The organism is Rouxiella chamberiensis, assembly GCF_026967475.1.
GTDB classification, from domain to species: Bacteria; Pseudomonadota; Gammaproteobacteria; order Enterobacterales; family Enterobacteriaceae; genus Rouxiella; species Rouxiella chamberiensis.
The window spans coordinates 4,293,676-4,316,579 of sequence record NZ_CP114058.1; the positions used below are offsets into that span (position 1 = coordinate 4,293,676).

Below are 22,904 nucleotides of genomic sequence, written 5' to 3' on the forward strand. Positions count from 1 at the left end.
TCATGACGACTTTGTATTTCAGTAAATCAACATCGGGTTTTTATAACAGTGATATCAACGGCGACAACATGCCTGACGATGCCGTAATAATCTCCGCAGCCCTGTATTCGAAAGTCATGAACGGGCAGGCCGAGGGCAAGATTATTACCGCCGACGAGAACGGCGCGCCGATGCTAAAAGCGCCGGTCGTAGATGATGTGCAGGTTGCGAAAAATAAGAAGGCTCAGCTATTGGCGTATGTCGCTACAACCACGCAGTTTTGGCAGACTCAGCTACAACTCGGGATGATAACCGAGGCCGACCGCGCGAGCCTTACACGGTGGATGGCCTTCGCGCAGGCCGTGCACGCCATTGATGCCGGTAAAGCGCCCGCCATTAACTGGCCCGAAATGCCCACGGCGTAATTGCTCCAAGATAAAAAGGCGTCCCTCGGGGCGCTTTTTTTATGTCTTTGTTGTGTGAAGGGCGACACGTCCCCGAAGAGATGCCCCCTGTGCGAAGGCACGGCATCCTAGCCGCACCCCTTCATGATGGAGCTAAAAAACAGATGGCTGATTATCATCACGGTGTTCGCGTCGTCGAAATCAACGACGGCACGCGCACTATCTCAACCGTGTCGACGGCAATCCTTGGCATTGTATGCACCGCTCAGGATGCCGATGCGACGGCCTTTCCCCTAAATACTCCGGTACTGCTGACCAACGTTCAGGCGGGCATTGCCAAGGCTGGCACTAAAGGCACGTTGGCTACGGCGCTGCAAGCCATTGCCGATCAGTGTAAGCCGGTGACCGTGGTTGTTCGTGTGGCTGAGGGCGCGACCGACGCGGAAACTATTTCCAATGTCATTGGCAAAACGGATGAAAACGGGCGCTATACCGGCATGAAAGCGTTGCTCAGTGCGCAGACCGAGTGCGGCGTTAAGCCTCGCATTTTGGGCGTGCCAGGCCTTGACCCTCTGGAAGTGGCAACGGCGTTGGCTTCGGTCTGTCAGCAGCTGCGCGCCTTTGGTTATATTTCCGCATGGGGATGTAAAACCCTGTCCGAAGCCATCGCCTACCGTGACAATTTTAGTCAGCGCGAACTTATGCTGATTTGGCCGGATTTTATCAGTTTCAATACTACGGCCAACAAGTCAGAAACGGCGTATGCCGTATCGCGGGCAATGGGCCTGCGCGCCAAAATCGACCAGGACACCGGCTGGCACAAAACCCTGTCAAACGTCGGCATCAATGGCGTTACCGGCGTTTCGGCCAGTGTGTTTTGGGATCTGCAAACTGTCGGAACCGATGCCGACCTGCTTAATCAGGCCTGCGTTACCACGCTTATTCGCAAGGATGGTTTCCGTTTTTGGGGGAACCGTACCTGTTCGGATGATCCATTGTTCCAGTTTGAGAACTACACCCGCACCGCACAGGTGATTGCGGATACGATGGCCGAGGCGCATTTATGGGCCAACGACAAGCCCATGACGCCAACGCTGGTCAAAGACGTGATTGAAGGCATCAACGCCAAATTTCGCGAGCTGGTCAACGCCGGTTATCTGCTGGGTGCAACTGCTTGGTATGACGAAAGCGCCAACGATAAAGACACCCTCAAGGCGGGCAAGTTGTTTATAGATTACGACTACACGCCCGTGCCGCCACTCGAAGATCTCACGCTGCGCCAGCGCATCACCGATACCTATCTGGCTGATTTCGCTGCGTCCGTTAACAGCAATTAAGGAGCCTTGAATCATGGCTTTGCCTAGAAAATTAAAGATGTTGAACCTGTTCAACGATGCCAACAGTTATCAGGGCGTGGTGTCCTCAATTACGCTGCCAAAACTGACCCGCAAGCTGGAAAACTATCGCGGCGGCGGCATGAACGGGGCCGCGCCGGTTGACCTTGGGCTGGATGATGACGCACTGGCGGTCGAGTGGTCGATGGGCGGTATTGACGATCTGGTGCTCAAGCAGTGGGGGAGCGCCCAAATTGCGGGCGTGCCGCTGCGCTTTGCTGGCTCCTATCAACGCGACGACACCGGCGAGACAACGGCGGTCGAAGTGGTGATGCGCGGACGCCACAAGGAAATCGACATGGGTGAGAAAAAGCAGGGCGAAGACACCGAAACCAAAGTTTCTACGCAATGTACGTATTACAAACTCACCTGGGGCGGTCAGGAGCTGCTCGAGATCGACACTATCAACATGATTGAGAAGGTGAACGGCGTAGACCTGCTTGCGGAGCATCGCAAAAACATCGGCCTGTAATTTATCAAGCCAGCGTTAAGGCGCTGGTCACAACTGACTTTAAAGAGACAACATTTTATGGAACAGAACGAAAACATGGTAACGCTGGATACCCCGATTAAGCGCGGCGAAACCGAAATCACCCAGGTAGAAATTATCAAACCCAATGCCGGTGCGTTGCGCGGCGTAGGCTTGGCCGCCGTGGCAAATGCCGACGTTGACGCGCTGCTGGTTGTCCTGCCGCGTATTACCCTGCCAAGCCTGACCAAGGACGAAGTGGGCAGGATGGAGTTGCCCGACCTGGTGGCGCTGGCAGGAAAGGTGATCGGTTTTTTATCGCCGAAGTCGGAGAAATAGACTGGCCTCGCGGCCTGATGGTCAATGACCTGATGGCCGATATCGCAATCCTGTTTCACTGGCAACCCTCCGAGATGTTCAATATGACGCTGGCCGAGTTATTGGACTGGCGTCACAAAGCCCTCTTGCGAAACGGAAACACTGATGAGTAACAGCTTAAAATTGCAGGTGCTGCTTAAAGCCGTTGACCAGGCGAGCCGACCTTTTAAGGCTATTCAGAAACGCTTCGAAATCATTGTCAGGTGACGTCAAGAAAGCCGAAGAAAACCTGCGCGAATTGAATGCCCAGGCATCCAAAGTGGAAGGGTTTCGCAAAAGCAGCGCCCAGCTTGCTGTCACCAGCCAGGCACTTAAAAAAGCCCAGGAAGAAACCGCCGCGCTTGCGCTTCAAATTCGAAATACCGCCAATCCGACCAAGGCACAAATCCGACTGCTTGAGCAATCCAAGCGTGCGACCGCCGAGCTGCAAACCAAACAAAACGGCCTGCGTCTTTCCGTTCAGCAGCAACGTGAAGCGCTCAGCGCTGCCGGTATATCGACCAAGCGGCTGAGTTCGGAGCAGCAACGTCTCAAGGCCGCTGCTGATGCGGCCAAAAGCAGCATTGTTCGCCAGAAACAGGAGCTGGCGCGTTTGAGTCAGCAGCAGGAAAAGCTCAATCGTGTGAGTGAGCGTTACAGGGCGGGGCAAGAGTTATCCGGCAAGGTGCGTAACATTGGCGGCGCTGGCATTGGCATGGCAACGGTCGGCGGTGTGGCAGAAATGACCCTGCTCAAGCCTGGCTTCGAATTCGCGCAGAAAAACTCGACGTTGCAGGCAACACTCGGCTTAGAAAAGAATTCCCCTGAAATGGCGGCGTTGCGAACCCAGGCGAGGCAAATCGGTGATAACACGGCGGCTTCCGCCGGTGACGCTGCCTCGGCACAAAATATCATTGCCAAGGGCGGCGGCGATGTCTCGGCAGTCATGGCCGCAACGCCGGTCACGTTGAATATGTCCCTGGCAAACGAACGTTCAATGGAGGACAACGCCCGCCTTTTGATGAGCACGAAAAACGCCTTTGGTCTGGCTAACAGTCAGGTCGCGCACCTGGGCGACGTGATTTCTTCCACGCTGAATAAAACCGCCACGGACTTTGAAGGCCTGAGCGATGCGATGACCTACATTGCGCCAGGCGCGAAAAAGGCCGATGTCAGCGTTGAGCAGACGGCGGCAATTGTTGGTTCTCTGGCAGACAAAGGCATAACCGGCAGCATGGCGGGAACGGGAACCAGCGCACTGCTTACGCGTTTGCAAGGGCCAACAGGCGAGGCTTTCAAGGCGCTCAAGGAATTGAATGTGAAAACCTCGGACAGCAAAGGCAACATGCGCCCCGTGTTCACAATTTTGAAGGAGATGCAGCGGTCATTCACTAAAAACAAGCTCGGTACGGCACAGCAGGCAGAATACCTCAAAACCATTTTTGGCGAAGATGCCATGAAATCGGCGGCCATACTGCTTGATGATGCCGTGAGCGGAAAGCTGGATAGGCTGACGAGCACATTTGAGCATTCAGATGGCAGCACGGAAAAGCTGGTCAAGGTGCAGCAAGACAACCTGGGCGGCGATTTCAAAGAACTGCAATCGGGCTATGAGGCTATTGGTACTGACTTGTTTGACCAACAGGACAGCAGTTTGAGAAAGCTCACTCAAAGCCTTACTGCGTTTCTTTTGAAGGTTGACGGATGGATACAGAAAAACCCTGAACTTGCAAAAGGTTTAGGGACAGCCGCTACAGCTGGCTTAATTCTAACTGGTGTTATTGGGGCAATTGGTCTGGTGGCATGGCCGGTTATGACAGGTTTGAATGTGTTGATTGCAGGTGCTGGCTTTCTCGGCACTGCATTCAGCGTTGCAGGCAGTACGATTGCCGGTGTCTTTGGCGCGATTACATGGCCCGTGGTTGCAGCTGTTGCGGTGATTGTCGGTGCCGTGCTGATGATACGAAAATATTGGGAGCCAATCAGCGCCTTTTTCGGCGGCGTGATGGAAGGTATTAAAGCGGCATTTCTACCCGTCGGTGATGCGCTGGCCCCGTTCGCTGACCAATTTGGGTGGATAGCCGATAAGGTCAAGGCCGCGTGGGGATGGTTTAAGGAATTGGTTGCGCCGGTCAAAGCCACGCAGGAATCACTCGACAATTGCCGCGGCGCGGGCAAGCAATTCGGCGAATGGATCGGCAGCGCATTACGTATCCCACTGGACGCACTGAACCAACTGCGCACCGGCATAGATTGGGTGTTGGACAAGCTGGGGTTGATAGATGACAAATCAAACGGCCTCGCCGATAAGGTGCCGAAAAATGGCGAGCCAGGCAGCGCGGCTTTTGGGGGTGGGGGGTATACCCCTGCGCCAGGTGAGCGTATGCCATTGGCTTTTGGTGGGGGTGCCTATGCGCCGATTTCTGCGGGCGACGGTTATGCGCCGGTGACTCGCGGAGGCGGGGGAGGGTTCGTTGATAAAAGTCAGACAACCAATCATTACCAGATAAACATTCCGGCAGGCATGAGCAAAGACGACGCGCTGGCACTTATGGCGCAAGACCGCCAACGACAGGAGCGTGAACGACTTGCCCGCCAACGCAGTCAGATGGGAAATGATTAAGGAGCAGGTAACATGATGATGACATTAGGCATGATGGTATTCATGCGCCAGACCTTGCCCTATCAGGGGTTGCAGCACAACGTTGATTATCGATGGCCGACCAATAACCGTGTAGGCCAGCGCGCGACCGCGCAATTTCTCGGGCCAGGCGACGAGAAAATAACCCTCAGCGGGCTACTACTTCCGGAAATTACCGGCGGTAAAGTGTCATTGGCAACGCTCAAGGCGCTGGCAGACTTGGGGCGGGCATGGCCGCTGATTGGAGGCGATGGCACGATTTATGGAATGTACGTGGTTGAAAATATCAACACCAATGCATCGGAGTTTTTCTCTGACGGCAGCGCCCGCCGTATTGAATTTAACGCGAGCCTCCTGCGCGTAGATGAGTCGCTGACTGCGATGTTTGGCGATTTAAAAACGCAGGCTAACGATTTGCTGGGACAAGGCAACAACCTTTCTTCAAGCGTTCAATCTGTAATCGGTAGCCTATCCTCTCAGGCTCAAACTATTGTCGGGGGCTGTTGTCATGATCACCTCAGTGAACCTGCCGGCAGGGGCCGAGGTTACGCCGGATTTTATGATTAACCTCGACCAGCGCGACATAACGCAAAATATCCGCTCACGATTACTGTCACTGAACCTTACCGATAATCGTGGGTTTGAAGCTGACCAGCTTGATATTGAGCTGGACGACGCCGACGGCATGGTAACCATGCCGGAGCGCGGAGCCGTATTGTCGGTATTTCTTGGGTGGAAGGGTTCCGCACTGGTTGGAAAGGGGAGCTTTACCGTTGATGAAGTTGAACATCATGGCGCGCCTGATACGCTGACAATTCGCGCCCGCAGTGCCGATTTCAGAGGCACGCTAAATTCCCGTCGTGCCTTGTCCTACCATGACACCACGCTGGGTGAGGTTGTTACACAGATTGCCGAGCGCAATAACTTGAAAGCCATGCTGGCCGACGGGCTGGCAAACATTGCGATCCCGCATATCGACCAGACGCAGGAGACGGACGCTAAATTTATTACTCGCCTGGCAACGTTGAATGGCGCAATAGCTGCCGTAAAACAGGGTCGTCTGTTGTTTATCAAGCCAGGCACAGGCGTAACCGCCACCGGTAAGCCTATCCCACAAATGACCATCATCCGAAAAGATGGCGATCGCCACAGTTTCAGTATTGCTGACCGAGGGGCATACACTGGCGTAACGGCTAGTTGGCTGCACACTAAAGACCCTGCGCCCAAAAAGGTAAAGGTGAAGCGCAAGAAAAGCGAGCCACACCTGCGCGCTCTGGAACACCCTAAGGCCAAGGTGAAGAAGAAAGCGACCAAAAAGCCCGAGGAAAAAGAAGGCGAATACATGGCCGGAACGGAGGACAACGTGCTGGCTCTTACCACAGTTTATGCGACCAAGTCAGCGGCCATGCGTGCAGCGACATCCAAATGGGAGAAGTTGCAGCGCGGTGTGGCGGAATTTTCTTTAACGCTGGCAATGGGGCGTGCGGATCTCTTTCCTGAAACGCCGGTAACGGTCAGTGGATTCAAAACGGTAATTGATGCCCAGCGGTGGATAATCAGTAAGGTACAGCACAATATGAGCAATAGCGGCTTTATTACCATGCTGAATTTAGAGGTGCTGCTGTCAGATGTGAGCTATGAGGAATTTGAGTGATTCACTTAAAGTGAGTTTTAACTTGCTTTGGGTGAGTTATGCGTGTAGATAGTCTTAAACTTCTGAGGAGACTGCCTGAATGATGAATTGCCCGCTTTGCCAAAATACCGCTCATACTAGATCCAGTCGATTCCTCAGTACTGAAACAAAAGAAAGATATCACCAATGCACAAATATTAACTGCGGGTGCACTTTTAAATCACTTGAAACCATTGAGTATATAATTTCAAAACCTGCTTTGATCAATCCAGTGCCACCGCATCCTGGTCGAGGCAATCAAGGCAATCTTTGGATTTAAAAATTATTTTTGTAAAGCCTGCGCAAGCAGGTTTTTTTTGCCGTAAAAGCGACTCGAAAACATAGGTCAGTTTTTTTGTGCGACACTTTTGCGACACTTTGCCCTAGGAACAAAAAAGCCACTCGCTAAGGAGTGGCTTAAATGCCTGATTTAACAGGGAAAATCTGGTGGCCCCTACTGGACTTGAACCAGTGACCAAGCGATTATGAGTCGCGTGCTCTAACCAACTGAGCTAAGGGGCCGCGGTGCGGGATTATACGGTAGTTCGCAGCCTCAGGTCTACACTTCATCCAACTGTATGCGTGTTTTATGTTCAACTTTTAGCTTGTTGTTATTGCTGCGAGTTTTTAGGATAACCTCATTAAATACGGCTCAAGGCATAAACATGATTACTGACATTATCAGTTCGAACCTGCAGGTGGTTTTTTGCGGCATTAATCCGGGTCTTTCGACGGCGCATCACGGCTTTCATTTTGCCAATGGCAACAACCGCTTCTGGAAGGTCATCCATCAGGCAGGATTCACGGAACGGCAGCTCAAACCGGAAGAGGAGCAGCATCTGCTGGATACGCGCTGCGGCATTACGATGCTGGTCGAACGCCCAACGGTCGAGGCGACGGAACTGGCTCGCAATGAGTTGCAAGAGGGCGGAGAAGCGCTGAAAGCGAAAATGATGCAGTATCAACCGAAAGCGCTGGCAGTATTGGGCAAGCAGGCTTTTAGCAGCGCGTTTGGTATTCGCAAGGTCGCGTGGGGCCGTCAGGAACTGATGATAGGTGAAACGGAAGTCTGGGTTCTACCGAATCCAAGCGGCCTCAATCGCGCGACATTGGACGAACTCGTTAATCGCTATCGCGAGTTGTTTGATGCCATTGAATAGCGCCAGGAAGCTTTGTAACCGCTTTCTGAACATGCATCTCCTCTTTGCCAGAGAAAAAACAAACGTTTGGCGGGCAGGGGTTACAAAAACTCCGATGTTGGGAACCGTTCAGCACGGCGCATTCTCATTAATCAGCAGAAAAAAACGGTCGATATTCTTCTGCGATACCCAATAAAAAAGCCCCATCGGGTCGTCCAGATGGGGCTTTTAGCGTTCGGCTGTGGGTCAGCACTCGACGATTAGCGATTAATCGTCGAGGAAGCTGCGCAGAACTTCGGAGCGGCTTGGGTGGCGCAATTTACGCAACGCCTTCGCTTCAATCTGACGAATACGCTCACGGGTAACGTCGAACTGTTTGCCCACTTCTTCAAGCGTGTGGTCAGTGTTCATATCGATACCGAAACGCATACGCAGCACTTTCGCTTCACGTGCGGTCAGACCGGCAAGCACGTCGTGCGTCGCAGAACGCAGGCTCTCGGAAGTCGCAGAGTCCAGCGGCAGCTCGAGGGTAGTATCCTCGATGAAATCACCCAGATGCGAATCTTCATCGTCGCCGATTGGCGTTTCCATGGAGATAGGCTCTTTGGCAATCTTCAGCACCTTGCGGATCTTGTCTTCCGGCATCAGCATACGTTCGGCCAGCTCTTCCGGCGTCGGCTCGCGACCCATCTCCTGCAGCATCTGACGAGAAATACGGTTGAGTTTGTTGATAGTCTCAATCATATGCACCGGAATACGGATGGTACGCGCCTGGTCGGCGATGGAGCGGGTGATAGCCTGACGGATCCACCAGGTCGCATAAGTCGAGAACTTGTAACCACGACGGTATTCAAACTTGTCTACCGCTTTCATCAGGCCGATATTACCTTCCTGAATCAGGTCGAGGAACTGCAAACCGCGGTTGGTGTATTTCTTGGCGATAGAAATAACCAGACGCAAGTTGGCTTCCACCATCTCTTTCTTGGCGCGACGCGCTTTCGCTTCACCGATCGACATGCGACGGTTGATATCTTTAACCTGTTCGATGGTCAGACCGGTTTCTTCTTCGATCTGGCGCAGTTTTTGAAGACCACGCTGCACATCTTCGGTTACTTCTTTCAGTTTTTCAGACCATGGCTTGGCCATTGCCAGTGCAGCATCGAACCAGGTTTGGTTGGTTTCGTTACCTGCGAACAGATTGACGAAGTTTTTCTTCGGCATTTTGCACTGTTCAACGCACAGCTTCATGATCAGACGTTCCTGGGCACGAGCTGCGGTCCATCATGGAGCGCATGCTGTTTACCAGGAAATCGAACTGTTTTGGCACCAGACGGAACTGTTTGAAGACTTCGGACAGCTTCAGAATCTCTTCGGCAGAGCTCTTGTGGCTGCGGCCATTCTTCTTGATGACAGAACGCGTCGCTTCATGCTGTTCACGCAGTTCGGTGAACTTCTGGCGCGCCAGCTCAGGGTCAATGCTGTTGTCGTCTTCTGCATCGTCGTCTTCGTCTTCGTCATCGTCCGAGTCGTCCAGCTCTTCGTTGGACAGTTCGGAACCGACGTGCGTCGCGGTCGGTGCAATATCTTCTTCTGCGTTAGGATCAACAAAACCGGTTATCAAATCTGACAGGCGTGCTTCGCCCGCTTCAACACGGTCATATTGCTCTAACAAATAGGTGATAGCTTCAGGATATTCGGCAACCGAGCACTGAACCTGGTTGATACCGTCTTCGATACGTTTGGCGATGTCGATTTCGCCTTCACGGGTCAGAAGTTCAACGGTACCCATTTCACGCATATACATGCGGACAGGATCGGTGGTACGGCCGATTTCAGATTCTACGCTTGAGAGCACCTGCGCTGCTGCTTCTGCTGCATCTTCGTCGGTATCAGGTCTATTTTCGGCCAGCATCAAGTCATCGGCATCAGGCGCTTCTTCAAGAACCTGAATACCCATGTCGTTGATCATCTGGATGATGTCTTCGATCTGGTCGGAGTCGACGATATCTTCCGGCAGATGGTCATTGACCTCAGCAAAGGTCAAATAGCCTTGCTCCTTACCACGGGTGACAAGTAGCTTAAGCTGTGACTGCGGGTTTTGCTCCATAAGACGGTATCCACACTTCAGAGTATTGGGTTGGTGTCGGTCGGCGAAACCGCCAACAATAACATTTGGGGCGTATTTGATTTCGCCGCGGCCCACTATGGCGGCATTCGGCGGGGTAGCATCCCGCTATATATCGGCACTTAAGCCGTTGAGTTCTGTCTGGCAAAGTCTGTGTAGCCTGGCTGCGTTCAATCACGCCGGTGACTTGCCGAGGCAAGCTCCCGGAAACGTTCGCGCTTGTCGCCCTGCCGTAGCACCAATGACGTTGCGTTCCCCTTTGAATCAGGAGAATAGTCGTTAACCTTTTCTGCCACGCGCTTCGTTGATGGCTCGTACTTCTTCCCGTTCTTCGGCGGTCAGGCCTTCGGTGCGTGAACGGGCAAGCAGAGTGTCCAGTCGTTGCAACAATGCCGAGTCAAACAAATGGTCCAGCGCGTCCAGGAATGTTTTTTCTGCAATGTCCCTATCTGCTATATCGTCCCACATTGCCAGGATTTCAAGCTGTGGGCCGAATTTATTATCGCGGTACATCTCCAGCAGCTGTCCGGTTTTCAGGCCAGGCTGCGCATTGCAGATATCGGCCAGCTCTTTAAGCAGATCCAGGCCCGGAATTTTTGATTGCTCTAAACCTTGCAACGAGGGTATAAGTGTAGCCAGTTGTGGATTTTGTACCAGCAACCCTATCAGTATACGCATGGTTGTGCGTTTTAGCTGGGGTGCCTGGTAGCTATTTGCACTTTCAGCCGGCTTCGGCATCAGTTTTTCCAACTGGCTATCATCCAGAATTCCGAGCTTGTTGCCCAACTGCTGACGCAGATAGAGCCGCAATGTCTCGCCCGGAACCTGACTTACCAACGGCAGCGCCAGCATACTCAGCTTGGTGCGACCCTCGGGACTGCTCAGATCAACCTGCGGCATCAAGGTATCGAACAGGAAGGTCGAGATCGAATGCGCCTCTTCCATACGCTGCTCAAAGGCCTCTTTGCCTTCTTTTCGTACCAGAGTGTCCGGGTCTTCACCGTCGGGTAAAAACATGAACCGCAACTGGCGGCCATCCTGCAGATACGGCAAGGCGGTTTCAAGCGCGCGCCAGGCTGCTTCCCGGCCTGCGCGGTCGCCGTCGTAACAGCAGATAACCGTATCGGTCGCGCGGAACAACAGCTGAATATGTTCAGCGGTGGTCGAGGTTCCGAGTGAGGCGACGGCATAATCGATGCCGAACTGCGCCAACGCAACGACGTCCATATAGCCTTCAACCACCAACAGGCGGGAAGGCGCAGGATGATTTTTCTGTGCTTCATAAAGGCCATACAGCTGGCGGCCTTTATGGAAAATCTCGGTTTCCGGGGAGTTGAGATATTTGGGTAAGGCGTCGCCCAGCACTCGTCCACCAAACGCAATCACCCTTCCGCGTTTATCACGGATAGGGAACATGACGCGTTCACGGAAACGGTCGTAAGTTCGCCCTTGTTCGTTGGTAATCAACATACCGGCGTCGGTCAGAGAGCTTCTGTCGTCTGCGGTCTTGCCAAAGCGTTTTAACGCGTTGTCCCAGCCTTGCGGGGCGAAACCAATGGCAAAATGGTTGATTACTTCATCGCTTAAACCGCGTTGAGCCAGATACTCGCGGGCAGGTGCGCCAGCAGGTTGTTTAAGTGACTGCCGATAAAACTCGCTGAGCGGTTCCATCAACTGATAAAGACTTTGACGCTGATGGCGTTCCATCGGGGTAGGGCCGGTGCCAACTTCATACGGCACTTCCAGACCTTGCATGGTCGCCAGTTCCTCGATGCATTCGACAAACTCGAGTCGGTCGTAATTCATCAGGAAGTCGACGGCGTTGCCGTGAGCGCCACAACCGAAACAGTGATAAAACTGCTTATCGCTGTTTACGGTAAATGAGGGTGTCTTCTCATGGTGAAATGGGCAGCACGCGTGGTAGTTCTTGCCTTGCTTCTTGAGCTTTACACGGGCATCGATTAAATCGACGATGTCGGTGCGAGCCAGCAAGTCATTGATGAATACGCGCGGAATTCTCCCAGCCATAAGCCCCTTACTCACTTACCCTGTATCTTTCGCAAAACCGCTTGAAAAAACAGGTTCACGAAATCTTTTGGGTGCAGCCTATAAACGAGAACAAGCCGCGCATTCCTTGCGGAAAGCACGGCCTTCGTATGCTACTACTCGGTCTGCGCGTGATAAAAAACTCTATTACGCGATTGGGGTTGCCCCCGAAAGATTAATACAGACGAGTGCGACGTGCGTTTTCGCGAGCCAGTTTCTTGGCGTGGCGTTTTACTGCAGATGCTTTAGCGCGTTTACGTTCGGTAGTCGGTTTTTCATAGAATTCGCGACGACGAACTTCGGCCAGAACACCCGCTTTTTCGCAGGAACGCTTGAAGCGACGCAGAGCTACGTCGAACGGCTCGTTTTCACGTACTTTAATTACAGGCATGTGCCTCTCACCTCGATAAAATCGGTTTGTTTGCTAGCGTTGTGCCAGCACATTTCAAAATGGTGCGGAATTTTACTCCAATTTGCCCAGCCTTGTAAAGCCCAATGGCAAATTGAAACGGGCGTAATACAATCCACGTGACGGGGGACTGTGCGCTCGCTTTTGCGTCGGCCGGCGATTATATACCAATCAACTCGAATTGCTCGCGATTAATCAATGTTTTGCACCAAGACGTGGTTTTCTGCGCGCAAATTGCGCGTTTCGGTCATGACGGGGCGATCTGCCCGACGGGTTGTGTGATAGACTACGCGCCGCGAGTTGGCGCGAAAACATGATGGAAAGAGTGATGCGAGTACTGGGTATTGAAACGTCCTGTGATGAGACCGGGATAGCAATTTACGACACCGAAAACGGGTTATTGGCTAACCAACTGTATAGTCAGGTAAAAGTCCATGCCGACTACGGCGGTGTGGTGCCGGAACTGGCCTCACGCGACCACGTGCGCAAAACGTTGCCGCTGATAAAAGAAGCGTTGAAAGAAGCGAATCTGACCGCACAGGACATCGACGGCGTAGCGTATACCGCAGGTCCGGGGCTGGTCGGTGCGCTCTTGGTCGGCGCGACAATCGGCCGCTCGCTGGCGTTTGCCTGGAACGTGCCTGCCATTCCTGTGCATCACATGGAAGGCCATCTTCTTGCGCCCATGCTGGAAGACAATCCGCCCGCATTCCCCTTCGTCGCGCTGCTGGTTTCCGGCGGCCATACCCAGCTGATTAGCGTGACGGCCATCGGTGAATACACGCTGCTTGGCGAGTCTATCGACGACGCCGCAGGCGAAGCCTTCGACAAAACGGCAAAACTGCTGGGGCTGGACTATCCCGGCGGTCCGTTGCTGTCGAAAATGGCGCAGCAAGGTGTGGCGGGGCGCTTTACCTTCCCGCGCCCGATGACCGATCGCCCCGGACTCGATTTCAGTTTTTCCGGCCTGAAAACCTTTGCTGCCAACACCATTCGCGGCAATGAAAGCGACGCGCAGACGCATGCCGACATCGCACGCGCCTTTGAAGACGCGGTGGTCGATACGCTGGCTATCAAGTGCAAGCGCGCGCTGGAACAGACCGGATTCAAACGCCTCGTCATGGCGGGCGGCGTCAGCGCCAACCGTACGCTGCGCAGCAAACTGGCCGAAGTGATGGAAAAACGTGGCGGAGAAGTGTTTTACGCCCGTCCTGAATTCTGTACCGACAACGGCGCAATGATTGCCTACGCGGGCATGGTGCGACTGAAAACCAGCGCCAACACGGATCTCGGGATCTCCGTTCGTCCTCGCTGGCCGCTGGACGAACTTTCGCCTGTATAAGCTGGAGTTTTGCCTCTGTAAGCCATGATTCACGCAGGCTTGATGCAGGAGTCAGGCGAACAGTAAAAACAAAAAACGACCCGATGAGGTCGTTTTTTTATGTCTGCTATTTGCCGTTTTGCGCGGCTTTTCGGGCGGCGCGTTTCTCTTTGAGGCGGGTCCAGATTTTGGTTTCCTGTCCGCGCCACAGCCTTTGGATATTGTCGTGATGCCGCAACAGAATCAGGCACGAGAGCATGGCGACGGGGAAGGTAAATTGAGGTTTGAACCACCAGACGTAGAACGGGGCAATCAGCGCGCTGATAATGGCGCCGAGCGACGAGTAGCCGCTCAGGAGCACGGTCAGCAGCCAGGTGCCGGTCATGAGGCCGGTCAGATCCCAGCCTATGGGAGCGATGGCCCCCAGAGCGGTCGCCACGCCTTTGCCGCCCTTGAAGCGGAAGAAGACGGGATAGATATGGCCGATGCAGGCTGCAATCGCCGTAAGCCCGAGATACATCGGTGTCACATGAAGCTTGTAGGCCAGCCACACCGGCAGCATGCCTTTGAGGATATCGAACACCAGCACGCACGCCGCCGCGGCTTTTCCGCCGACTCTGAGGACGTTGGTTGCGCCCGGATTGCCGGAGCCTTGAGTTCGTGGGTCGGGTAATCTCGCCAGGCGGCAGACCAGAATAGCACTGGAAATCGAGCCGCAAAGGTAGGCGAAAATAATCATTCCAAGCGCGGTTGCACTCATAAAAGCAATTCCGTCTATTAGGGGTCGTGTAAAACACTACTTCTATGGATAATACGCACTTTCCGCTGGAAGTGGTATACCCATCCTCTTTCAAAGCGCAGATGCATTGGCTTCCGGCACGGCTTAAAACAGAGAGACGTATGATGGATATCGTATTTATTGAGCAACTAAATGTCATCACCACGATCGGCGCTTTCGAGTGGGAACAAACCATTCAGCAGAAACTGGTGTTTGATATCGAACTCGCCTGGGATAACCGAAAATCAGCCAAAAGTGATGACGTCAACGACTGTCTGAGCTACGCCGACGTCAGCGATGTGGTCATCGAACACGTTACGTCACAAAGTTTCGCACTGGTCGAAACGCGTGGCCGAAGAGGTCGCCAGTCTGCTGATGACGCGCTTCAACACCCCTGGGTTCGCATCAAACTGAGCAAGCCGGGCGCCATCGCACAGGCTGCCAACGTCGGCGTTATCATCGAGCGCGGCCAGCGTAATAAATAATTTTATTTTAAATGATGGCTTTCCATGCAAAACGTGAAAAACTGCTGTCACAATAATGCATTACTTTTCGATAGCTTGGAACGTCGATTTCTGGGATTGCACACAGGGCAGAAAAACGTGCCCTAAGTTGTTAGAGCATTACGCCGCTTTTAAGTGAACACTCTATTTAGGGCAGGGATACATATGGTAACTGAAGGCCATCAGCTTCTAATTGCGCTGATTATGGGGATTGTGGAAGGGTTGACCGAGTTTCTGCCTGTCTCGTCCACCGGACATTTAATTATTGCCGGTAACTTGATGGGCTTTAACGATGACAAATCGAAGGTTTTCGAAGTCATTATTCAATTAGGTTCCATTCTTGCTGTTGTCGTCATGTTCTGGCGCCGTCTATTTGGCCTTATCGGCATTCATTTCGGAAAGAAGGTTGAGCACGAAGGGATAGGCAAAGGGCATCTTACCCTGCTGCACATCCTGCTCGGCATGATCCCGGCGGTGGTCGTGGGTCTGCTTTTCAGCCATCAGATCAAGGGACTTTTCGAGCCTCGCTTTGTGATGTATGCGCTGATTGTCGGCGGTATCTATATCCTGATTGCCGAATGGGTCAAACCCAAGTTTCCAAAGGCCGTGGGTATCGATGACATTACCTATTTGCAGGCGTTTATGATTGGTTGTTTCCAGTGTCTGGCGCTGTGGCCCGGATTCTCCCGCTCGGGGGCGACTATCGGCGGCGGTTTGCTGATGGGCGTGAGTCGCTATGCGGCGTCCGAATACTCCTTCCTGCTTGCGGTACCAATGATGCTGGGGGCCAGTATTCTTGACCTCTACAAGAATCACTCGATCCTGAGCTGGGCCGATCTGCCCATGTTTGCCGTAGGATTTGTCACGGCGTTTATCGTCGCGTTAATCGCCATCAAAACCTTCCTGACCGTTATCAAACGTATCTCGTTTGTGCCTTTCGCGATTTATCGCTTTATCGTGGCAGGGCTGGTTTACTGGGTGTTTCTGACCTAGTCGATGACAAACGAAAAAACCCGCTGCGGCGGGTTTTTTTATGGAAGAACGAATGTCGAGGCTCAAGGCTGGCGGGCCAGAATATCCTGCGTTTCACGCCATGCCGCAATGGCGGCAATACGGCGTTTGCCAAGCTCTTCGCGAATGGCCATGCCTTTCAGACCGGAATCCACCACCTCTTTGATAGACACACTGTTGGCCGCTGCGAAAGCAGCACGCAGGTAATCGCCCTGCGGATAAGGATTGCGTTCGAAACCGGTCCTGCCGCGCGCATCGGCTTCGCTTGTCAGAATCATCTGCTCAAGTCGCTGCGGCTTGCGCCAGACATCGATAGTGTCGAACAGTTTCAGGAGCGTTTCGGGGCGCAAACGTTCAACGGTATGGATAAGGTCGTGGAACTCGGCGACCAGCACAGCCAGCTCACGAATGGCCGTCGGCACGCGAAGACGCTGGCACAACCCTTCAACCAGCTTCACCCCCGCAGGTCCGTGGCCGTGATGACTTGGCCAAAGTTCGGGCAGCGTCAGGCCTTTACCTAAATCGTGGCACAGCGCCGAGAAACGAATATCGACGTCGGGACTCAGTTCGGCCGCCATTTTCAGCGTCATCAAGGTATGAATACCGGTATCGATCTCGGGATGCCATTTCGCGGGCGCGGGCACGCCGAAACAGCGCGTCCACTTCGGGGAACAGAACTTTCAGGGCATTGCAGTCACGCAACACCTGGAAATAAACCTGCGGATCCGAGGTTTGCAGGGCTTTCTCCGTCTCTTTCCACACTCTTTCGGGCGTGAGAGCCTCAAGTTCGCCGCTGGCGGCCATTTTGGTGATCAACTGCTGCGTTTCGGGCGCGATGGTGAATCCAAGATGGGCGAAGCGCGCAGCAAAGCGGGCAAGTCGCAGAACACGCAGAGGATCTTCGCCGAAAGCCTCGGAAACATGGCGTAACGTGCGGGATTCAATATCGGCCTGACCCTGATAAGGGTCGACCAGTTCACCGTCGGCGCTGCGGGCAATGGCGTTGATGGTCAGGTCGCGGCGCATGAGATCCTGCTCCAGCGTGACATCGGGTGAAGCATGGCAGGTAAAGCCGTTATACCCCGTGCCCGATTTGCGCTCGGTGCGCGCGAGGGCGTACTCATCGCGGCTCACAGGGTGCAGAAATACGGGAAAATCTTTGCCAACCTGTTGATAACCAAGATCGAGCATCGCTTCGGGCGTGGATCCGACCACGACCCAATCTTGCTCACTGACGGCAAGGTTTAACAGACTGTCACGGACGGCACCGCCGACCAAATAGATTTTCACGGGCTAACTCCTGAGAATAGAGAACCAAGACAAAAAAACTTTTACCCAGCTATTGTAGCAAATTTGTTAATGGAATTGTGGGTTAAACCGCGTTCAGGCCTGAATGACAGCAACGCGAAAAGGCACACGCGGTGCCTTTTGTTAAGCGGAATGTGCAAGGCGAGTCGGGGGACTCAGCTCATCCAGCGGTCTTTCTTCTTGCGGCGCGGCACCAGATGAGGCAACAGCAGACCCAGAATCAGGCCCACGCCCGCTACACCGCCGCCATACATAAACCATTGCAGAATAATGGTTCTCTGTTTATCGTCGAGTTGCACATTTACGGCGCTAACCTTTTTCTGTGCCACGATCAGCTGGTTTTTCAGATCCTGATTTTCACTCTTCAGACCATTGATGATGCCATCGCTCGACGAGACTTTCTGCTGCATCTCGGCGGTGCGCTGGTTCCAGCTGGAATCGATATTGGTCAGTTTGTCGGTGAGCGTTTTCACCTGCTGCTGAAGGTCGGGAACCTGGGTGCGCAAGCTTGGAGAGTTGCTCAGCTGGTCAAGCGGGATCCAGGCGTCGCGGCCTTTGGCGTCGACGATTTGGCCGTAGTTGGTGCTATTGTTGACGTTTTTCAGGGTCACTTCATCACCTGAATTCAACGTACCCACGATACGATACTGATTGCCCGGACCACTGTGGATGTAGGTAATCAAATCGTCGGAAATATAGCGCTTTTCATCTGCGTGAGCGCCCCAAGTGATGCCTAAAGCGATCAAAGCGAAGCCAAAAAGGCGGAATTTATGCATTATTTGTCATTCTTCGTAGTTGCGGGCCTGCGAATCAGTGCCCCGGCTGTCGATTACATTCGTGAGGAACGATAGTAAGGGCAACAGTGTGACGACGCAACGCAAAAACCGAAATGAGAACTATCTTACAATCCCACGGAATGCGGCTTGCGCGGGGTGTGTGTGTTAGAATTGAGAAAAATTTTCCTGTTAAGCCTAGAAGCGGTGCAAAGCGTTATGACCTTAGAAATAGAACTAAAATTTATTGCCAGCCCTGCGGCCATCGCCGAGCTTCCGGAGCAGCTGTCTGCGTTGACCTGCCAGCATTCTGCGCCACAAAAACTGACCAATATCTATTACGAAACCCCGGATAACCGTCTTCGCAAGCTGGACATGGGCCTGCGCATCCGCGGTTTTGACGACCGTTACGAGATGACAATCAAAACCGCCGGCAAAGTGGTGGCGGGTTTACACCAACGCCCTGAATATAATGTCGATATCGCCACGCCCGAACTGGATCTGAGCCTGTTCCCGGCAGACATCTGGCCGCAAGATGTTGACGTCGCCGCGCTGCAAGCGGAATTAAAGCCGCTGTTCCGTACTGATTTCGTGCGTGAAAAGTGGGTAATCACTTACCAGCAAAGCGAGATTGAACTTGGTCTGGATCAGGGCAGTGTCTCGGCAGGTGAACTGTCTGAACCATTATCTGAAATCGAACTCGAGATTAAGCAGGGCAATACGGCCGATCTGCTGGCGCTGGCGACCTTGCTGGGTCAAAAAGGCGGTCTGCGTCTGGGCGGCCTGAGCAAGGCGGCACGCGGTTATCATCTTGCACAGGGCAATGTGCTGCGCGAGTCTGCTCCGCTGCCGGTTTACCGCGCCGAGCCGAAAGCCTCCGTCGAGCAGGCGCTGAGCGGCATGCTTGAGCTGGGCCTGAGTCATTGGCAATATCAGGAAGAACTCTGGGTGCGTGGCGACAAAACGTCCCGTATTTCCGTGCTGCAAGCGGTAGAAGTGGTGCGTCAGGCGCTGGTTATCTACGGCGGGCTTATCCCGCGCAAGGCCTCGACCGATCTTCGTGCACGTCTGACTGAACTCGCCGAGAAGCTCGACAAGAAAGGGCTGGACGCCGAAGAAGTCTGCCTGAGCGCCGACTATCTGCAATGTAAGTTAGTGCTTACTTCGTGGTTGGCCAATCAGCAGTGGAAACCGTTTGTCGATGACAAGTCGCAGAAGAAACTCGACGGTTCGTTCAAACGTTTTGCCGACATCATGCTGGGCCGCACCGCAGCCGATCTGAAAGAGGCTTTCTCGCAGCCGCTGACCGAAGAGGGTTATCGCGACCAGCTCGCCCGTCTGAAGCGCCAGATCTTGGCTTTCCACCTGTTGTCGGGTGCGTATCCGCTTGAAGAGGCAATGGTTTATATTACCGTGTGGACCGAACTTCAACAGGCTATCGTGCAGCAGCAGCACGCCTGGGAAGATTCGGCGCGTCAGCATGCCGTTATGCAGCCTGCATTCTGGTTAAACGGCCAGCCCCGTTAATGAATAGCCCGGCCTGACGCCATGTCAGGCCGATTATCGAAGGAAAGAAAGAATGTTGCCTCTCACTCCGCTGCTCGAGGCTCAGGCCGACAAGCTGCACCTGCGTTTCAGACAAAGCGTTGAACAACAGCAGTTGAACGACGTGCCCGCGTTAACCGACGAGGCGCTGCGCATATTAGCCAGCAGCGACTTTATCAGTGAGAATTTCATCGTTCATCCGCAGTGGTGGCAGGCGATTTCTGCCCATCCGCCGCAGGTTGACGAGTGGCAGCATTATTCCTCCGACATCGCCAGCCGACTTGAACAGGTGCAGGACGAAGCCGGATTAATGAAGGCGTTGCGCCTGTTTCGCAAGGAAAAAATGCTGCGTATCAGCTGGTCGCAGGCGAGGCAAACCAGTAGCTGCGAGCAGACGCTGCAACAGCTGAGCGTACTGGCTGAAACGCTGATTGTCGCCGCGCGCGACTGGCTGTATGACGCCTGCTGCCGCGAGTGGGGCACGCCGACCAATGCCGCGGGTGAACCGCAAAAGCTGCTGATTCTTGGTATGGGTAAGCTTGGCGGCGGTGAACTGAATTTCTCCTCCGATATCGACCTGATTTTTCCTATCCCGAAAACGGCCAGACACAGGGCGGACGTCGCCAGCTCGAGAACGCACAGTTCTTTATTCGTCTGGGGCAGAGGCTTATCAAGGCGCTGGATCAACCCACTATCGACGGCTTTGTCTATCGCGTCGACATGCGGTTACGTCCCTTCGGCGACAGCGGTCCGCTGGTGCTGAGCTTTGCGGCGCTGGAAGACTACTATCAGGAGCAGGGCCGCGACTGGGAGCGGTATGCGATGGTGAAAGCCAAGCTGATGGGCGAGTCCGACGACGCGAGCAGTCAGGAAATCCGCAAGATGCTCAAGCCGTTTGTCTTCCGTCGTTACATCGATTTCAGCGTGATCCAGTCTCTGCGCAACATGAAAGGCATGATTGCCCGCGAGGTGCGCCGCCGTGGGCTTAAAGACAACATCAAGCTGGGCGCGGGCGGTATCCGCGAGATTGAGTTTATCGTGCAGGTGTTCCAGCTTATTCGCGGCGGTCGTGAGCCGCTGCTGCAACAGCGCGCGCTGCTGCCAACCCTCGCCACGCTCGAAACGCTGCATCTATTGCCTGAAAATCAGGTACGACAACTGACTGAAAGTTATCTGTTTTTGCGTCGTCTCGAAAATCTTTTACAGGCCATTGCCGATGAGCAGACCCAAACGCTGCCGGGCGATGAGCTAAACCGCGCCCGACTGGCGTGGGGCATGGACTTCGCGTCGTACGCCGAATTAAATGCCCGGATTATTCACCATATGCAGGCGGTGCGCGCGGTGTTTGACGAACTCATCGGCGACGACACGCCCGATGCCGGCGACGACCCCCAGCAGGAGCAGTACAGCAGCCTTTGGAGCGATCAGCTCGACGACAGCGACCTTCTGCCGCTGGTGGGCGAGTTGTCCGAACCAGGGGCGCGGCAATCTACAGCGCACGCTGGTGAGTTTTCGTCAGGATGTCGATAAACGGACCATCGGTCCACGCGGTCGCGACCAGTTAGACCAGCTAATGCCAAGACTTCTGGCGCAAGTGTGTACTTACCCTAATGCCGATATCGTCTTGCAGCGCCTCACTCTCCTACTGCTCAATATCGTAACCCGCACGACGTATATCGAGCTGCTGGTCGAATATCCCGGCGCGCTGAAACAGCTGATTCGCCTCTGCGCCGCCTCGCCGATGGTCGCCAATCAGCTGGCGCGTCACCCGATTCTGCTCGACGAACTGCTTGACCCGAATACGCTGTATCAGCCTATCGCGCCGGAATCCTATCCTGACGAACTGCGCCAGTATTTGCTGCGTGTCCCGCCCGACGACGAAGAGCAGCAGATTGAAGCGCTGCGCCAGTTCAAGCAGGCACAGCAACTGCGCATCGCGGCCGGAGATATAGCGGGCGTGTTGCCGGTGATGAAGGTAAGCGATCATCTGACCTCGCTGGCGGAGGCGATTCTGAATGCGGTGATTCAGCAGGCGTGGGATCACATACTGGCGCGTTACGGCCAGCCTGCCCATCTCCAACAGCGCGAAGGGCGCGGGTTTGCGGTCATCGGTTATGGCAAACTCGGCGGATGGGAGTTGGGCTACAGCTCCGACCTGGATCTGGTGTTCCTGCACGACTGTCCGATGGATGTCGTCACCGACGGTCCGCGCAGCATCGATGGTCGTCAGTTCTATCTGCGACTGGCGCAGCGCATCATGCATTTGTTCAGTACCCGCACCGCGTCCGGCATTCTGTACGAGGTCGACGATCGCCTGCGGCCTTCGGGCGCTTCCGGCATGCTGGTGAGCACGATTACGGCGTTCAGGGAGTACCAGCAGGAAAGCGCCTGGACGTGGGAACATCAGGCGCTGGTGCGCGCACGCGTGGTGTACGGCAGCCCGGAAATGACACGGCAGATTAACGCCATCCGCCGCGAAATTCTCTGTACCCCGCGCGACGGCGAGGCGCTGAAAAAAGACGTACGCGAGATGCGCGAAAAAATGGTTGCCCACCTCGCGACCAAAAAAGGCGAGGTATTCGACCTTAAAACCGATCCGGGCGGCATTACCGATATCGAGTTTATCGCCCAGTATCTGGTGCTGCGTTATGCCAGCGAAGAGCCGGAACTGACCCGCTGGTCCGATAATGTGCGCATTTTCGAACTGATGGCGAAATACCGCCGAGTGCCGAAAGAGGAAGCCGAACAGCTGACCCATGCCTACGTGACGCTGCGAGACGAGATTCATCATCTGGCGTTGCAGGAACATAACGGCAAAGTTGCGGTCGATATGTTTGCCACCGAGCGCGAGCAGGTTCGCACCAGCTGGCAGCGCTGGCTCGGCTGAGTGGTTTTATCACCATCCTTTTTCGCTTGTGATATTATCGCGCGCATTGTTTTCGGGATGACCCTAATTTTGGCTACGATCTGTCTATCGAGCCTGTTTGCCAAGTTTTATACCCAAAGTCTTTGAGTTTTGGCTCTCGGGAC

Annotated in this window: 17 protein-coding genes, 1 tRNA gene and 4 pseudogenes; 15 read left to right on the forward strand and 7 right to left on the reverse strand. The window is 54.1% G+C overall.

Annotation, left to right across the window (positions count from 1 at the left end; all coding sequences use genetic code 11):
- Nucleotides 1-2: 2 nt before the first annotated feature.
- The 9 genes and pseudogenes from O1V66_RS20140 (at nt 3) to O1V66_RS20180 (ending at nt 7,196) form a co-directional block, all read left to right on the forward strand.
- Entirely contained in the window at nt 3-404 is a 402-nt protein-coding gene (locus tag O1V66_RS20140; RefSeq protein WP_045049101.1) for a tail fiber assembly protein, read from the forward strand.
- A 143-nt stretch (nt 405-547) separates the two neighbouring features.
- On the forward strand, nt 548-1,720 hold the full coding sequence (locus tag O1V66_RS20145) for a phage tail sheath protein (protein ID WP_045049102.1): 1,173 nt from the start codon (nt 548-550) through the stop codon (nt 1,718-1,720).
- Nucleotides 1,721-1,733: 13 nt separating this feature from the next.
- Nucleotides 1,734-2,249 (forward strand): phage major tail tube protein, encoded by a 516-nt coding sequence (locus O1V66_RS20150; protein ID WP_045049103.1) that lies wholly within the window; start codon nt 1,734-1,736, stop codon nt 2,247-2,249.
- A 57-nt stretch (nt 2,250-2,306) separates the two neighbouring features.
- A complete protein-coding gene (locus tag O1V66_RS20155) occupies nt 2,307-2,585 on the forward strand; it encodes a phage tail assembly protein (RefSeq protein ID WP_045049104.1) in 279 nt (92 codons plus the stop codon).
- 17 nt (nt 2,586-2,602) lie between these two features.
- The gene (locus O1V66_RS20160; RefSeq protein ID WP_045049105.1) at nt 2,603-2,737 is read left to right on the forward strand and encodes a GpE family phage tail protein; all 135 of its coding nucleotides are present in this window, start codon (nt 2,603-2,605) and stop codon (nt 2,735-2,737) included.
- Nucleotides 2,730-5,226 (forward strand): annotated as a pseudogene (locus O1V66_RS20165) (phage tail tape measure protein). The gene O1V66_RS20160 and the pseudogene O1V66_RS20165 overlap by 8 nt, the downstream one beginning before the upstream one ends.
- 12 nt (nt 5,227-5,238) lie before the next feature.
- Nucleotides 5,239-5,811, forward strand: coding sequence for a phage tail protein (locus O1V66_RS20170; protein ID WP_269127980.1), 573 nt, complete (start codon nt 5,239-5,241; stop codon nt 5,809-5,811).
- Nucleotides 5,753-6,898 (forward strand): phage late control D family protein, encoded by a 1,146-nt coding sequence (locus O1V66_RS20175; RefSeq protein WP_045049108.1) that lies wholly within the window; start codon nt 5,753-5,755, stop codon nt 6,896-6,898. The genes O1V66_RS20170 and O1V66_RS20175 overlap by 59 nt, the downstream gene beginning before the upstream one ends.
- Before the next feature lie 79 nt (nt 6,899-6,977).
- A complete protein-coding gene (locus O1V66_RS20180) occupies nt 6,978-7,196 on the forward strand; it encodes an ogr/Delta-like zinc finger family protein (RefSeq protein WP_072045109.1) in 219 nt (72 codons plus the stop codon).
- A gap of 165 nt (nt 7,197-7,361) precedes the next feature.
- Here the strand turns inward: O1V66_RS20180 and O1V66_RS20185 are convergent.
- Nucleotides 7,362-7,438, reverse strand: a tRNA-Ile gene (locus tag O1V66_RS20185).
- Nucleotides 7,439-7,581: 143 nt separating this feature from the next.
- Between O1V66_RS20185 and mug the strand changes: the two genes are divergently transcribed.
- A complete protein-coding gene (gene mug / locus O1V66_RS20190; RefSeq protein ID WP_045049109.1) occupies nt 7,582-8,076 on the forward strand; it encodes a G/U mismatch-specific DNA glycosylase in 495 nt (164 codons plus the stop codon).
- 246 nt (nt 8,077-8,322) lie between these two features.
- Here mug and rpoD read toward each other — a convergent pair.
- The 3 genes and pseudogenes from rpoD to rpsU form a co-directional block, all read right to left on the reverse strand.
- Nucleotides 8,323-10,162 (reverse strand): annotated as a pseudogene (gene rpoD, locus O1V66_RS20195) (RNA polymerase sigma factor RpoD).
- A 297-nt stretch (nt 10,163-10,459) separates the two neighbouring features.
- Nucleotides 10,460-12,208, reverse strand: coding sequence for a DNA primase (gene dnaG, locus O1V66_RS20200; protein ID WP_045049112.1), 1,749 nt, complete (start codon nt 12,206-12,208; stop codon nt 10,460-10,462).
- A 193-nt stretch (nt 12,209-12,401) separates the two neighbouring features.
- Complete coding sequence (rpsU, locus tag O1V66_RS20205) at nt 12,402-12,617, reverse strand: 30S ribosomal protein S21 (RefSeq protein WP_001144069.1); 216 nt, start codon at nt 12,615-12,617, stop codon at nt 12,402-12,404.
- A 346-nt stretch (nt 12,618-12,963) separates the two neighbouring features.
- Between rpsU and tsaD the strand changes: the two genes are divergently transcribed.
- Nucleotides 12,964-13,977, forward strand: a complete 1,014-nt coding sequence (gene tsaD / locus O1V66_RS20210; protein WP_045049113.1) for a tRNA (adenosine(37)-N6)-threonylcarbamoyltransferase complex transferase subunit TsaD — start codon at nt 12,964-12,966, stop codon at nt 13,975-13,977.
- Nucleotides 13,978-14,083: 106 nt separating this feature from the next.
- Here the strand turns inward: tsaD and plsY are convergent, their stop codons facing one another.
- Nucleotides 14,084-14,716, reverse strand: a complete 633-nt coding sequence (gene plsY, locus O1V66_RS20215) for a glycerol-3-phosphate 1-O-acyltransferase PlsY (RefSeq protein ID WP_045049114.1) — start codon at nt 14,714-14,716, stop codon at nt 14,084-14,086.
- Between the two features lie 140 nt (nt 14,717-14,856).
- Between plsY and folB the strand changes: the two genes are divergently transcribed.
- Nucleotides 14,857-15,219 carry a bifunctional dihydroneopterin aldolase/7,8-dihydroneopterin epimerase gene (gene folB / locus O1V66_RS20220; protein WP_269127981.1) on the forward strand — a complete coding sequence of 121 codons (363 nt, stop codon included), beginning with the start codon at nt 14,857-14,859 and terminating at the stop codon, nt 15,217-15,219.
- Nucleotides 15,220-15,402: 183 nt separating this feature from the next.
- Nucleotides 15,403-16,230, forward strand: coding sequence for an undecaprenyl-diphosphate phosphatase (gene bacA / locus O1V66_RS20225; protein ID WP_045049115.1), 828 nt, complete (start codon nt 15,403-15,405; stop codon nt 16,228-16,230).
- Nucleotides 16,231-16,292: 62 nt separating this feature from the next.
- Here the strand turns inward: bacA and O1V66_RS20230 are convergent.
- Together O1V66_RS20230 and O1V66_RS20235 are read right to left on the reverse strand one after the other, a co-directional pair.
- A pseudogene (locus tag O1V66_RS20230) lies at nt 16,293-17,538 on the reverse strand (multifunctional CCA addition/repair protein).
- A gap of 173 nt (nt 17,539-17,711) precedes the next feature.
- Entirely contained in the window at nt 17,712-18,332 is a 621-nt protein-coding gene (locus O1V66_RS20235; RefSeq protein WP_045049117.1) for a TIGR04211 family SH3 domain-containing protein, read from the reverse strand.
- A 216-nt stretch (nt 18,333-18,548) separates the two neighbouring features.
- Here O1V66_RS20235 and O1V66_RS20240 point away from each other — a divergent pair, with 216 nt between their 5' ends.
- Together O1V66_RS20240 and glnE are read left to right on the forward strand one after the other, a co-directional pair.
- A complete protein-coding gene (locus O1V66_RS20240; protein WP_045049223.1) occupies nt 18,549-19,856 on the forward strand; it encodes a CYTH domain-containing protein in 1,308 nt (435 codons plus the stop codon).
- Between the two features lie 52 nt (nt 19,857-19,908).
- Nucleotides 19,909-22,761, forward strand: a pseudogene (gene glnE / locus O1V66_RS20245) (bifunctional [glutamate--ammonia ligase]-adenylyl-L-tyrosine phosphorylase/[glutamate--ammonia-ligase] adenylyltransferase).
- Nucleotides 22,762-22,904: the final 143 nt, after the last annotated feature.